This is a genomic window from Amycolatopsis azurea DSM 43854 (assembly GCF_001995215.1).
Taxonomy (GTDB): Bacteria; Actinomycetota; Actinomycetes; order Mycobacteriales; family Pseudonocardiaceae; genus Amycolatopsis; species Amycolatopsis azurea.
In genome coordinates this window covers 37,425-50,243 of the sequence record NZ_MUXN01000011.1, presented here as the reverse complement: position 1 = coordinate 50,243, position 12,819 = coordinate 37,425, and the positions used below count along the sequence as shown (strand labels likewise).

13 protein-coding genes are annotated in these 12,819 nt (G+C 69.8%); 7 read left to right on the top strand and 6 right to left on the bottom strand.

The window, feature by feature from the left end; all coding sequences use genetic code 11:
• The first annotated feature begins 197 nt into the window (after positions 1-197).
• The 5 genes from B0293_RS14885 to B0293_RS14865 all read left to right on the top strand — a co-directional run bounded on the left by B0293_RS14885 (position 198) and on the right by B0293_RS14865 (position 4,364).
• Complete coding sequence (locus B0293_RS14885; RefSeq protein ID WP_039917970.1) at positions 198-1,277, top strand: serine hydrolase domain-containing protein; 1,080 nt, start codon at positions 198-200, stop codon at positions 1,275-1,277.
• An 83-nt stretch (positions 1,278-1,360) separates the two neighbouring features.
• Positions 1,361-2,281 carry a hypothetical protein gene (locus B0293_RS14880; RefSeq protein WP_005157432.1) on the top strand — a complete coding sequence of 307 codons (921 nt, stop codon included), beginning with the start codon at positions 1,361-1,363 and terminating at the stop codon, positions 2,279-2,281.
• Between the two features lie 114 nt (positions 2,282-2,395).
• On the top strand, positions 2,396-3,001 hold the full coding sequence (locus tag B0293_RS14875) for an HAD family acid phosphatase (protein ID WP_039917968.1): 606 nt from the start codon (positions 2,396-2,398) through the stop codon (positions 2,999-3,001).
• A gap of 80 nt (positions 3,002-3,081) precedes the next feature.
• Entirely contained in the window at positions 3,082-3,693 is a 612-nt protein-coding gene (locus B0293_RS14870) for an SMI1/KNR4 family protein (RefSeq protein WP_005157425.1), read from the top strand.
• A 65-nt stretch (positions 3,694-3,758) separates the two neighbouring features.
• Positions 3,759-4,364 carry an SMI1/KNR4 family protein gene (locus tag B0293_RS14865; RefSeq protein ID WP_005157422.1) on the top strand — a complete coding sequence of 202 codons (606 nt, stop codon included), beginning with the start codon at positions 3,759-3,761 and terminating at the stop codon, positions 4,362-4,364.
• A 94-nt stretch (positions 4,365-4,458) separates the two neighbouring features.
• On the opposite strand, the gene B0293_RS14860 is transcribed toward B0293_RS14865, so the two are convergent.
• The gene (locus B0293_RS14860; protein WP_005157419.1) at positions 4,459-5,064 is read right to left on the bottom strand and encodes a TetR/AcrR family transcriptional regulator; all 606 of its coding nucleotides are present in this window, start codon (positions 5,062-5,064) and stop codon (positions 4,459-4,461) included.
• Positions 5,061-6,182 carry a glycosyltransferase gene (locus B0293_RS14855; protein WP_005157415.1) on the bottom strand — a complete coding sequence of 374 codons (1,122 nt, stop codon included), beginning with the start codon at positions 6,180-6,182 and terminating at the stop codon, positions 5,061-5,063. The genes B0293_RS14860 and B0293_RS14855 overlap by 4 nt, the downstream gene beginning before the upstream one ends.
• Before the next feature lie 198 nt (positions 6,183-6,380).
• Between B0293_RS14855 and B0293_RS44275 the strand changes: the two genes are divergently transcribed.
• Complete coding sequence (locus B0293_RS44275) at positions 6,381-7,127, top strand: SAM-dependent methyltransferase (RefSeq protein WP_005157413.1); 747 nt, start codon at positions 6,381-6,383, stop codon at positions 7,125-7,127.
• A gap of 38 nt (positions 7,128-7,165) precedes the next feature.
• Positions 7,166-7,348, top strand: a complete 183-nt coding sequence (locus B0293_RS44270) for an ArsR/SmtB family transcription factor (RefSeq protein WP_005157411.1) — start codon at positions 7,166-7,168, stop codon at positions 7,346-7,348.
• 227 nt (positions 7,349-7,575) lie between these two features.
• Here the strand turns inward: B0293_RS44270 and ispG are convergent, their stop codons facing one another.
• Genes ispG through B0293_RS14825 form a run of 4 tightly spaced genes read right to left on the bottom strand, consistent with a single transcriptional unit; the run spans position 7,576 to position 12,815 of the window.
• Positions 7,576-8,688 (bottom strand): flavodoxin-dependent (E)-4-hydroxy-3-methylbut-2-enyl-diphosphate synthase, encoded by a 1,113-nt coding sequence (ispG, locus tag B0293_RS14840; protein WP_005157405.1) that lies wholly within the window; start codon positions 8,686-8,688, stop codon positions 7,576-7,578.
• On the bottom strand, positions 8,685-10,475 hold the full coding sequence (locus B0293_RS14835) for a 1-deoxy-D-xylulose-5-phosphate synthase (RefSeq protein WP_005157404.1): 1,791 nt from the start codon (positions 10,473-10,475) through the stop codon (positions 8,685-8,687). The genes ispG and B0293_RS14835 overlap by 4 nt, the downstream gene beginning before the upstream one ends.
• Entirely contained in the window at positions 10,472-11,740 is a 1,269-nt protein-coding gene (gene ispH, locus B0293_RS14830) for a 4-hydroxy-3-methylbut-2-enyl diphosphate reductase (RefSeq protein ID WP_005157401.1), read from the bottom strand. Before ispH ends, B0293_RS14835 begins: the two co-directional genes overlap by 4 nt.
• Positions 11,741-11,756: 16 nt before the next feature.
• The gene (locus B0293_RS14825) at positions 11,757-12,815 is read right to left on the bottom strand and encodes a polyprenyl synthetase family protein (RefSeq protein ID WP_005157399.1); all 1,059 of its coding nucleotides are present in this window, start codon (positions 12,813-12,815) and stop codon (positions 11,757-11,759) included.
• Positions 12,816-12,819: the final 4 nt, after the last annotated feature.

The window sequence follows — 12,819 nt, the reverse complement described above, 5'->3', positions numbered from 1 at the left end:
GGGGAACGCCCTGAACGGATCATCCGGTATCGGGTGTTCTGCTCTGTTCGAGTGGTTGCGATTTCCGGTACTGCGGGTGGTGATCACCGGGCGCTAGCGTCGAATTGTCTGGCGGCGGACCGCCGTCTGGGGAGAAATTCAGGTTCTGAGGGGAGATTTATCTTATTATGCAAAGAACATCGCTGCGTCCTTCGACGATGATCCGGCTCGTGGCCGCGCTCACGGCGGCCGGATTGATCACCACCACGGGCACCGCGCTCGCCGACACCGGCGCCGATCGCAAGGTCGTCCAGGAGGCGCTGGACCAGATGACCGCGAGCGGAGGAGCGCTCGGCGCGCAGGCCAGGGTGACCGACGGCCACCAGCGGTTCTCCGCGCGCTCCGGCAAGGCGGAACTGAATTCGAATCGCCCGGTCCCGGAGAACGGCCGGTTCCGCGTCGGCAGCATCACCAAGACGTTCGTGTCGACGGTGCTGCTGCAGCTCGCGGGCGAAGGCGAGTTCGACCTGGACTCGCCGGTCGTCCGCCACCTGCCGGGTCTGATCGACGACCGCATCACGATCCGCCAGGTCATGCAGCACACCAGCGGCCTCTACAACTACACCGACGCGTTGCCGCTCAGCCCGGACGAGTTCGAGAAGATCCGCTACAAGCACTGGACGCCCCAGGAACTGCTCAAGATCTCCACCGACAAGCCGCTCGACTTCGACCCCGGCACCCGGTGGAGCTACTCGAACACCAACTACGTGGTCGCGGGCCTGCTGGTGGAGAAACTGACCGGCAAGCCGTACGGGAAGGCGGTCGAGCAGCGGATCCTGAAGCCGCTGCACCTCGACGGCACCGAGGTTCCCGGCGACGACGCCGACATCAGGGGTCCGCACGCCCACGGCTACGTGACCGTGGCCGGCAAGCCGAACGACATCACCCGCATCAACCCGTCGGTCGCGTGGGCCGCAGGCGAGATCGTCTCCACCACCCGTGACCTGGACACGTTCGGCGTGGCACTGGCCACTGGCAGGCTGCTCAAGCCCGCGCAGCAGCAGGAGATCGTCAAGACCACCGCGGTCAGCCCCGAATACGGCCTCGGCCTGCAGGTCCAGACCCTGAAGTGCGGTACCAAGGTCTGGGGCCACGGCGGCGGCATCCCCGGCTACACCTCACAGCTGCTGACCACTCCGGACACCAAGAAGCGGCTGGAGCTCTCGGTCACGAGCGCGCCGGCCGAAGGAGACCCCAACCCGGGGTTCGTCAAGCTGCTCGACGAAGTCTTCTGCTGACCTCGTTCGACGCCGCTGTCAACCCTCGAAAGGCGGTGGCGTCCCGGCGACCTTCGTCGCAGACTGTCGCGTCGAGGTGAGCCATGACCCAAACCGACGAGTTCGCCGAAGCGCTGCGGACCGGCCCGTTCTGCCGTGCGTTGTCGATGGCGGTGCAGACCCGCGGCCTCAGCCTCCGGCAGTTGCACTACCGTCTCCGCGCCCGGGGCACCTCGGTGAGCACCATGACGCTGAGCCATTGGCAGAGCGGCCGAAGCGTGCCGGAACGGGAAGAATCGCTGCGGGCGGTGGAGATCCTGGAAGAGGTGCTCGCGGTGCGGGCGGGCTCCCTGCGCAGGCTGATCGGTACCCCGCGACCGCGAGGTCGCGGGGTACGTTCCGCGATGCCCATCCATCGACGGCATCGGGCGTGGGGACATCCGGCCTTTCTGCCGCCGCTGCTGGAAGAATTCCGGGAAAGCCTGGTGAAACCGGTCCGCAAGATCGAGCTGCACGAGACGTTCCACGTAGGGCCGGACCGGTGCGCCGACCGCCTCGTGGTGCGGGAACTCGTCGAGGCCGGACAGGACCGGACGCGCACGGTGATCCTCGCGGCCAGAAGCAAGCCAGGCGTTCCGCCACCCGTGGTGGTCGAGGGCAGCGGTTGCCGTCCCGGCACGGTGCTCACGCTCGACGAAGAAGGCTTCTCGCTGACGGAATTGGTGCTGGACAGGACCTTGGCCCGCGGTGAACGGCTGGCCATCGGCTTCGTCCAGGAATACCCGCGGACGATGGTCGCCGAGAACCACCACCGCAGGATCGCGGAACCCGTGGGTCAGTACCACTGCGAGGTGGCCTTCGCCGCGGGAGCGGAGCCGGTCGAATGCCGAACCTGGCGGACCCGTACCCCCGAAAACCGCACCACCGGGTGGACCACCGTACACCCCGACGACACGCGCACCGTTCACGTGTCGCGGCGGAACGCGGCCCCCGGAATCCACGGTCTGCATTGGACCTGGGAATAGCTTTTCCCTGTTTACGGATTCTTTCGCCGAGGGTTTCCCGTACGGAGTCGGCTGGTTATTTTCGAAATGCACAGTTTCTGTGCCACGGAAAACCGCGACGAAAGAAGGTCCACAGTGAACAGCAGATCCGCCCGCGCCCTGGCCGTCGCCGCATGCACCGGCGCGGTGCTCGGCGTCGTGGCACCGCAGGCTTCCGCCGGCGCGGTACCGCCGAGCTACTCGTCCGACGTGCCCGCGGCGGCCGCGAGCTCGGTACCGAGCTACCGGACCTGGCTGTCCGATGTGCACACCGCGATGCAGGGCGGCACGACCTACCTCGACCAGCGGATCGCCAAGGGCGGCACGAAACTGGCCGTCGTCACCGACATCGACAACACCGCCCTCGAGACCTACTACAACCCCGGCGAGCCGACCGCGGACGTGCTCGCTTTCATCAAGCACGCCAAGGCGAAGGGTGTCTCGGTGCTGGTGGCCAGCTTCCGCAAGGACGCGAGCAGCGCGAAGGAGGCGCTCACCGACGCCGGATATCCGGTGGACCGCGTCTGCGTGCGCAAGAGCTCGGAGTCCCACGCGACCGACACGAAACAGCGCTGCCGCAAGGAATACGTCGCCGCCGGGTACACCATCATCGCCAACGTGGGAAACCGTCCCGGTGACTTCACCGGCGGCAACTACGAAAAGGGCTTCAAGCTGCCCGACTACAACGAGCAGCTCTCCTAGTCTGCCAGTACGGGCAGTTCGCGGGCCCTGCGACCGCGAACTGCCCGTACCTCGGTACGACGACGATCAGGAGGGACTTCGTGACCGCATCGGTGAACCAGCTGTGGCAGCGGATCGTGAACCTGCTGCGAACGCATGCCCCGGCGACCGCACACCTGATCCGCCCTCCGGGCCCCCTGGAGAAAGTCCACGAGCTCGAGCGCAGCGTGGGCCTGCCTCTCCCGGCGGACCTCGTCGAATGGTGGACGCTCACGGACGGCATAGCCGAGCACGAACGACGGGCCGGGACCCTGGTGCCCAACCGTTTCGTCCCCCTCTCGGCGACACGCGCCCGTCAGGAATACGAACGGCTTTCAGCGGCGAGCGCGACGGATCCGACCTGCTGCGGGCCCAACCAGACACACCAGAACCGGGCGGGCGACGACGGCGGTCCGTTCTGCTCGGCCATGGTCCCCTTCGCCAGCGACGGCACCGGATCCCTGCTCTGCGTCGACCTCCGCGACGGCGAAGACCACGGCATACTGATGGACATGGGGCCCGGTGACGGCTTCGACACGACCCATTGGGGCAGCGTGACCGAACTGCTCACCGAGATCGCCGAACGACTCGAAGCCTCCGCACATGGAGCCGAAATTCCCTACCGGGAGAAGCATCCGAGATTCGACGCCGAGGGAATCGTGTACTGGCAATGAATCCGGATGACCGCGATGCCGTCCGGGTGTGCCGGAGGCTGAACGATCTGAAGGAGCGTGCGGCGGTGGATCACGGCATCGACCCGGCCTGGGAACGGATCGCGACCTGGTTGCGCGTCCATTCACCGGTCACCGCCGCCACACTCCGGCCCCCGGCACCCGCCGAGGAAGTCCGCGCCACCCAAAACGCCCTAGGGCAGCCACTTCCGGCCGAACTGCTGCGGTGGTGGAGCCTGATGGACGGAGTCGACGACGACCGCGACTACCGCACCGCTCTCACCCTGTCCTCGGGACACATGCCGCTGTCGGTGGCGCGAGTGAGAGAAGAATGGGCCGACCTCGGCCGTTTTCCCGACGAGGACTGCTGCCGCCCCGGCGGGCACCATCTCCGCTCCGCCGGCGACGTCACCTTCGGATACTGCACCGCGCTGATCCCGTTCTGCCGCAGCATCGATGGCGGCGTCCTCGCCGTCGACCTGCGGCCAGGCCCCAAACGCGGCTGGGTGATGGACTGGTTCGCCCAACAAGGCACCCACCCCAGCGATTGGGCCACCATCGGCGCGATGCTCACCGACACCGCCCAACGCCTCGACCGCTACCCCGGCCCCGAAACCCCGCCGCGACCAGGCCACCCCGCGATCCGCGACGACGGGGCGTTGATCTGGTCATAGCCACACCGGGCAGCACGGCCTCGGCGGCGCCGTTCCCAATGTCGCATTCGAGACGCTCAGCGACTCGAATGCGACATTGGGAACACTGAGCGGCTCAGCCGGCGAGGATCGTGACGGCCTGCCTCGCCAGCCACCGCTCGCTGTCGTCCCAGGTCCAGCCGCACTCCTTGACCAAGGTCCGCCAGGCGTTGAAACCGAAGCAGAACCACAGCACGTCCGTCGTGTGCGAGACGTCGGCAGTCAGAAAACCCTTGTCCCGCAGGGTTTCGGCGATCGCGGTGAGCGCCTGCCGATAAGGGGTCGTGCTCTGCCGCCAGAGCAGTTCGCCGTCCTCGTGCACCGGCAACGCCGCGAAGATGATCTCGACGATCTGCCGAGAGTTCTCGTTGCCCAGCCGGGTGCCGTGCGCCACCAGCGTCAACGCCGCCGCCAGGCTGTCAGTCCGCCGGACGGCTTCGACGACGGTGGCGGCGTCGGTCCGCGCGATCGACTCACTGATGATCCGGTGCAGAATCTCGGACTTGCTCCCCGCGCTCGCGTACACCGTCGGCGGCGCGACGCCCGCCTCTTTCGCGATGTCGGCGACCGTGACCCGGGCGTATCCCTTGGCGGAGAACAAGTCCGTGGCCGCGCGCAGGATGTCCCGCCGCGTTTCGGCGGCCTCCTGCGCTCGACGCGGCGAGTGGTACGGCCTGGTCATGGCCGCGCTTCCAGCGTCTCCGCCACCTCGGACGCGGCGGGCATCGCCGCGATCTCCTTGGCGATCATCCCGACGGAATCGCGGACGCTCACGTCCTCCAGCACCGTGCGGACCGCGGCCACGGTCGCTTCCGGCGTCTGCGACGGCGGGAGGAGTGCGATGCCCGCACCGGCGGCGGCCACCCGCTCGGCTTGGAAGAACTGGTCGGCTCCCTGCGGCAGCACGACCAGCGGCACGCCTTTCGACAGTGCGGCCGACGTCGTGCCCGCCCCGCCGTGGGTCACCACCACGTCAGCACCGTCGAGCAGGTCGTCCATCGGCGTGAAGCCGACGAAAGTGATCCGCGAACGGTCGACGTCGAACTCCTCGGGCTGTGCGGCGAGCCCGAGTGTCACCACGATCTCGACGTCCAGTTCGGACAGCGCGCGCAGCAGCGGGCTGAGCTGCGCCGGCTGGCTGAAGAAGGTCCCGAACGTCACCAGCACCCGGGGCCGCGACGACGGAGCGGCCTTCACCGATTCGGTGCCCGGCTCCCGGAACGCCTCGGGCCGCAACGGCAGCCACCCTTCCGGCTGCCGCCACTCCTCGGCGCGCATCGACGCCGGCCACGTGTCCAGCAACCACCTGCTGGGCCGCCACTGCAGCCCCCGCGCCTCGTGCCTCGTGCGGGCCATGGCGTCCATGGCGTCGGTGAACGGCGGCGGCAGCGGCGGCCCGAAGGCCAGAGTCGCGACAGGCGTGTCCGTCGAAGCCGCGACCAGGGGCCCCACGTAGTCGCACAGCTCCGCCACGACGAGGTCGGGCCGGAACTCCGCGGTGACGGCGAGTGCCTCGTCCGCGGTCAGGTCGACACGGGTGCCCGCGAAGAACTCGGCGACCGAATCGGGCGTGGGGTTCGTCGCCGGGTCGGCCCCGATGCGCCGCGCGACCTCGGCGAACAGCACGTCCGGCAACGGTCCGGCCGCCAGCAGGTCGAGACCCTGTCGCGCGAGCACCGGGGCCATTCCGGCTGCGGTCAGCACGGCGACGTCGTGACCGCGATCCCGGAAGGCCCGCGCCAGCGGGAGCAGCGGCAGCAGGTGACCGTGCTGCGGAACACTTGACAAGAGGATGCGCATATTGATCAGAGTACCCATATATCCAATCGGCCCGAAACCAGTGGACAGGGCGCTCACGAGCGCTCTAGGTTGCCCGAGTCCTAGATCGACCAGATCCGAGCGGGGTGCTTTCGATGACGGTTCAAGCAGCGGTGGCCGACTGCGGGCGGCCGCCCCTCCACGAACTCCGGAACCTCGTCGAAGCAAGGAATCCTCACTGTGGACCTCCCACGCATTTTCACCATTCGCGAAAGCAGCCACCGCATCCACAACCCGTTCACCGCTGACAAACTCGCCGCGCTGGGCCAGGCACTCCGGCTGACGCCCGGCACGCGGGCACTCGACCTCGCCAGCGGATCGGGCGAGATGCTGTGCACCTGGGCGCGTGACCACCGCGTCACGGGGACGGGAGTGGACCTCAGCACCGTCTTCACCGCGAAGGCTCAGGCTCGCGCCGCCGAACTCGGAGTCGCCGACCAAGTCGGCTTCGTTCAGGGCGATGCCTCCGGCCACGTCGCGGACGAGCCCGTCGATCTGGCCGCGTGCATCGGCGCGACCTGGATCGGAGACGGCGTCGCCGGCACCGTCGAGCTGTTGAGCCGTAGCCTCCGCCCAGGCGGCCTCATGCTGATCGGCGAACCGTATTGGCGTAAAGCACCACCGACCCAGGACGTCGTAGAAGGCTGCCACGCCGGCAGCGAAGCCGATTTCCGGACGCTGCCGGACCTGATCGGGCACTTCGGCGACCTCGGGTACGACGTCGTGGAGATGATGCTGGCCGATCAGGACAGCTGGGACCGGTACCAGGCGGCACAGTGGCTCAACCTCCGCCACTGGCTCGACCGGAATCCCGGCGACGAGCTGGCCACCACGGTGCGGGCGGAACTCACCACCGGGCCGGTCGGCTATGTGCGGTACACCCGGGAGTACCTCGGCTGGGGAGTCTTCGCGCTGATGCGCCGCTGATCCCGGGTCAGGGGCTCGGCGCGCCTGGTGTGGTGTCGGTGGACGGCGGACTCGGCCGCACCGGCTTCCTGTCCGTCCTGTCCACGCCGCACACCACCAGCGCGCTCGCGGCCAGTACCGGCACTTCGATCGGCAACGCCAGCAGGCACGCCACCGTGCTGCGGGAAGCCGGGCTGATCAGCGGCGACCGCCAAGGCAGCGCGGTCCTGCACCACCTGTGAACAGCCGGGTCCCGAGCCGGAACCAGCGGCACGCGTCGAGTCGGGCTTGCGGGCCGCCTCCGACGATCGTCCGGAGGCCGAAGTCGAGGTCGCGCTCGTCGGCGGAGCCGAGCTGCCGCATGCTCAGTCCCTTTTTCGCCATTCTCGTCCTCGGCTGCCTGGTGTCCTGTCGGGTGCCAAGTCCGTGAAGGCCTCCTTGAGGGACTCTGGGTCCCTCAAGGAGGCCTTCACGGACAGGCGCTCTGGGGGCGGGCGCTAGCCGTTTCACCGAGACGCACCCCTTCTTCCAAGAGCGCCTCGACGATCTGTGACTCCGGCACGGTCCGCACCACCTTGCCGCGGACGAAGATCTGTCCCTTGCCGTTGCCCGACGAGACACCGAGATCGGCCTCCCGCGCCTCGCCGGGGCCGTTGACGACACAGCCCATGACGGCGACCCGCAGCGGATAGGGGAATCCGTCGAACGCGGCGGCGACCTGTTCCGTGAGCCGGTACACGTCCACCTGCGCCCGTCCGCACGACGGGCACGAGACGATCTCCAGCTGCCGGGGCCGGAGGCCGAGGGACGCCAGGATCTGGTTGCCCACCTTCACTTCCTCGACCGGCGGCGCGGAGAGCGAAGCCCTGATGGTGTCGCCGATCCCGTCGGCGAGCAGGATGGCGAACGCGGTCGCCGACTTGACCGTGCCCTGCAGAGCCGGTCCCGCCTCGGTCACCCCGAGATGCAACGGGTAGTCGCAGCGGGAAGCGAGGAGACGGTACGCGTCGACGGTGACGAGCGGATCGTGGTGCTTGACCGAGATCTTGAGGTCGCGGAAACCGTGTTCCTCGAACAGCGAGCACTCCCACAGCGCCGACTCCACCAGCGCTTCCGGAGTCGCCTTGCCGTACTTCGCCAGGAGTGCCGGGTGGAGGGAGCCGGCGTTGACGCCGATGCGGATCGGTACCTCGGCGGCACCGGCCGCGGCGGCGATCTCCTTCACCTTGTCGTCGAACCGTTTGATGTTGCCGGGATTCACCCGCACGGCGCCACAACCCGCGTCGATCGCGGCGAAGACGTAGCGGGGCTGGAAGTGGATGTCGGCGATCACGGGAATCGGCGACTTGGCCGCGATCACGGGCAGCGCGTCCGCGTCGTCCTGACTCGGCACCGCGACCCGGACGATCTGGCAGCCCGCGGCGGTCAGCTCCGCGATCTGCCGCAGCGTCGCCTCCGTGTCCGCGGTCGGCGTGGTCGTCATGGACTGCACGGAGACCGGCGCGTCTCCCCCGACCCGCACCGCCTTGGCGCCCCGGCCGATCGTGACCTGCCGGGTCGTCCGGCGGGGAGCGCCGATCACGGGGCCACCTCCCCGGACGAGAGAGCCCGCAGCACCGCGCCGGCGATGCCGTCCGCGTCGAGACCGTGTTCACGCAACAGGCCGTCGCGGGATCCGTGGGCGAGAAACCGCGGCGGTATCGCGATGCCGCGCACCGGCGGCGGCGCGGGATGGACGTCCAGCGCCTGCCGCAGATGCGTGCCGACCCCGCCGGTCACCAGGTTGTCCTCGACGGTGACCACCAGCCGGTACCGCGCGGCGAGGTCGGTGAGCTCGGCGGGCACGGGCAGCACCCAGCGGGGATCGACGACGGTGACCCCCACCCCTCGGCCGCCCAGCCGCTCGGCGGCCTCGAGACAGGGTGCCGCCAGCGGACCGACGGCGACGAGGAGCACGTCGTCCGCCGAGGCGGACCGGAGTACGTCGACCGGCCCGATCCGTTGCCGCGCAGGGATGTCGTGGGACGCGGTCGTCTTGGGGAACCGGACCGCGGTGGGACCTTCGGTCACCGAGACCGCCTCCCGCAGCAGGGCGCGCAGGCCCGCCGGGTCCCGTGGCGCCGCCACCCGCAGGCCCGGGACCAGCCCCAGCACCGACAGATCCCAGACACCGTGATGGCTCGGGCCGTCCGGTCCGGTGACTCCCGCCCTGTCCAGTACGAAGGTGACCGGCAGGCGGTGCAGCGCGACGTCCATCAGCAGCTGGTCGACAGCGCGATTGAGGAACGTCGAGTAGATCGCGACCACCGGGTGCAGACCGCCCATGGCGAGACCGGCGGCCCTGGTCACCGCGTGCTGCTCGGCGATGCCGACGTCGAACGCGCGGCCGGGGAACGCGCGCGCGAAGTCGGCCAGCCCGGTCGGCGTGATCATCGCGGCGCTGAGGCAGACGAGGTCCGGGCGCTCCGCGCCGAGCGTCCGGATCTCGTGCGCGAACACGGAGGTCCACGTTCTGCCCTGCCCCGTGGCGGGCGTCCCGGTCACCCGGTTCAGCGCCCCGACGGTGTGCATGTGGTCGACGTCGTCCGCCTCGGCGGGCGGATATCCCTTTCCCTTGACGGTCACCACATGCACCAGCGCCGGTCTGTCCATAGTGGACGCTTGCCGGAACGCGTGCTCGATCTCGGTGACATCGTGCCCGTCCACCGGCCCGAAATAGGCGAAACCCAGGTTCGTGAAGACGTTGGCGCCCGCCGCGTGGCCGCGCAGCGCCCGGAGGTGCGTGCTGATCGAGCCGACGGTCGGCGCGTAGGAACGGCCGTTGTCGTTCAGCACCACCACCATCGGGCGCGCCGCCGCGCCGATGGTGTTGATCGCCTCCCAGCTCATCCCGCCGGTGAGCGCCCCGTCGCCGATCACGACGACCACCCGCCGATCGGCTTGTCCACGGAGCGCGAACGCGGTGGTGAGGCCGTCGGCATAGGACAATGCGGTGGACGCGTGCGAATTCTCCACGACGTCCGTCTCCGATTCGCCGCGCGCCGGATAGCCGGAGAGCCCGCCCGCCTTGCGGAGACGGCCGAAGCGCGAAAGCCTGCCGGTGAGCAGCTTGTGCGGGTAGCACTGATGCCCGACGTCGAACACGATCCGGTCCCGCCCGGGATCGAAGACCCGGTGCAGCGCGATGGTCAGCTCCACGACGCCGAGGTTGGACCCGAGGTGGCCGCCGGTCGCGCAGACCGTCTCCAGCAGTACCTCCCGGATCTCCTGGGCCAGCGTGTCGAGTTGCCCTTTGTCCATGCGGGCGAGCCGCTGCCGCCGGAGGACCGAGTTCAGCAGCCTCGGCGCGCCGGACGCGGTGGCGGTCATGACTTACCGACCGCCTTCGGCAGGGAGAACCGGATGGTTTCGGTCGCGACGCGATGCTCGGTGACCGTGACGTGGCCGAGCCCGCGCAGCGCGTCGACGACACCGTCGACGAGATGCGGCGGTGCCGAGGCGCCCGCCGTCAACCCGACCCGGCCGGCGTCCGCGAGCCAGCCGAGTTCGATGTCGGTCGCGTCGTCGATCAGGTGGGCAGGGGTGCCCGCGGCCTCGGCGAGTTCCACGAGCCGCAGGGAATTCGAAGAGTTCGGCGAGCCGACCACCAGCACCAGGTCGACGTCGCGGGCCAGGCCGCGCAACGCGTCCTGCCGGTTGGTCGACGCGTAGCAGATGTCGTCGGACGGCGGCCCCGCCAGCGCGGGAAAGCGTTGTCGCAGCGCATCGACGACCTCGGCGGTCTCGTCGGCGGCGAGGGTGGTCTGCGTCAGATAGGAGACCCTGGTGGGGTCGGGGACGTCGAGCGTGCCGACCTCGGCGACGTTCTCCACCAGCAGGATCTCGCCGGGGGCCTCGCCGAGCGTGCCGTCGACCTCCTCGTGCCCGCCGTGGCCGATCAGCACCACCGTGTCGCCCCGCCGCACGAACCGTCGTGCCTCGGCGTGCACCTTGGCCACCAGCGGACAGGTCGCGTCGATCACGTCCAGCCCGCGCGCGGCGGCCTCGGACCACACCGCGGGAGCGACACCGTGCGCGGAGAACACCACGGTCGCCCCGTCCGGTACCTCGTCGAGTTCGTCGACGAAGACCGCACCCAGCTGTTCCAGGTCGGCGATCACGGTCGCGTTGTGCACGATCTGCTTGCGCACGTACAGCGGCGTGCCACGCCGTTCGAGGGCACGTTCGACGACCTCGATCGCCCGCTCCACCCCGGCGCAGAACGACCTGGGCGCCGCGAGGCACACCAGCCGTTCCCGCCTCGCGCGAGCCAGCTCGATCGCCATCCGGTCGCACACGCCGAGGGCGGCCTGGTCCCCGGGGGCCGCGGCGACGCCCGTCCATCCCGTCCACCGGTTCGCCCGCAGCACGACCGGGACGCCACCCGGGTGCCTGCCCACCTTGACGGTGGCGCCGCGGATCGCGTGCCCCCGCCGCCGGAGCGTGGCGGCGATGACGGGCGCCGCTTCGCAGGAAGTGGCCCGCCGCCCCGAGATGATCGCGTCGGGTACCACGATGTCCCCTGGTACGAGCGAGTCCAGCAGCGCGGTGGCGTTCGGCGTGGGCCGGGGTCGGTTACTCCGTCGGTCGCTCACTGTGCCCTCCCGAGGTTCAGTGGTCGCGGATGGCGGCGAGCCGGGCCAGCGCCGCGAGGTTCGCCGCAGTGGCGGGTTCGAGGTGTGCCTGTTCGAGGCAGGACACCGCGGACCCGACGTGCCGCGCGGCCTCGTCCCGCGCCCAGGCACGCCCGCCGGCCAGCTCGATCAGGGTGAGCGCCCGCAGCACCTCGGCTCCTCCCCACCGCTCCGGTTTCCGGTACAGCTCGGCCAGTTCCGCCGCGGCCGCGGTACCGCTCGTCAGCGCGGCCACGACGGGCAGGCTCTTCTTCCGTGCCCATAGATCCGCCTGGTCCGGTTTGCCGGTCACCGCGCCTTCGCCCCAGATCCCCAGCAGGTCGTCGGTCAGCTGAAAGGCCAGGCCGAGGTGGGTCCCGAAGACCCGCAAACACCGCACCTGGTCCGGATCGCCTTCGCCGAGCAGCGCGCCCAGCTCGCACGCGCAGGCCGTCAACGCGCCGGTCTTGCGGCTCGCCATCTCGACGCATTCGGCCAGCCCGACGTCGTCGCGGGTTTCGAAGGCCAGGTCGGCGGCCTGGCCTTCGATGAGCTGCTGGACCGATTCGTGCAACACCGCGACCGCGTTCGTGGCCACGGGGGGCTCGGTCCGCGCGAGCACCTGTGCGGCGAGGGCGAGCAGCGCGTCCCCGGCGAGGATCGCGACGGGCACCCCGAAGACCTTCCACACCGTCTGCCGGTGCCGTCGCACGACGTCCCGGTCGATCACGTCGTCGTGGATCAGCGAAAAGTTGTGCACCAGCTCGACCGCGACCGCCGCCCGCACGGTCGCCGGGTCGGCCATGACCACCGGCGTGGTCCCGCTGACCGCGGCCGACGCGAGGAACACCAGCGCGGGCCGCAGCGACTTGCCCATGGACGTCGGCGTGGCCACGGGTCCGCCGTCCGGTCCACACCAGCCGAAGTGATACCCGCTGACCAGCCGCATCGCGCCGGGCAACGCGGCGACCGTGTCCCGCAGCGCGGGCCGGATGCGTTCGCTCGCGGCGTCGAGGACGGCCGTTGCCTCGCTTTCTCGCATCACAGAGGTGTTCATGAGG

Coding starts and splice junctions, on each gene's coding strand:
- B0293_RS14835 (WP_005157404.1), bottom strand. CDS start 10,475: ATGACCGCCACCGCGTCCGGCGCGCCGAGGCTGCTGAACTCGGTCCTC.
- B0293_RS14885 (WP_039917970.1), top strand. CDS start 198: ATGATCCGGCTCGTGGCCGCGCTCACGGCGGCCGGATTGATCACCACC.
- B0293_RS14860 (WP_005157419.1), bottom strand. CDS start 5,064: ATGACCAGGCCGTACCACTCGCCGCGTCGAGCGCAGGAGGCCGCCGAA.
- B0293_RS14855 (WP_005157415.1), bottom strand. CDS start 6,182: ATGCGCATCCTCTTGTCAAGTGTTCCGCAGCACGGTCACCTGCTGCCG.
- B0293_RS14880 (WP_005157432.1), top strand. CDS start 1,361: ATGACCCAAACCGACGAGTTCGCCGAAGCGCTGCGGACCGGCCCGTTC.
- B0293_RS14825 (WP_005157399.1), bottom strand. CDS start 12,815: ATGAACACCTCTGTGATGCGAGAAAGCGAGGCAACGGCCGTCCTCGAC.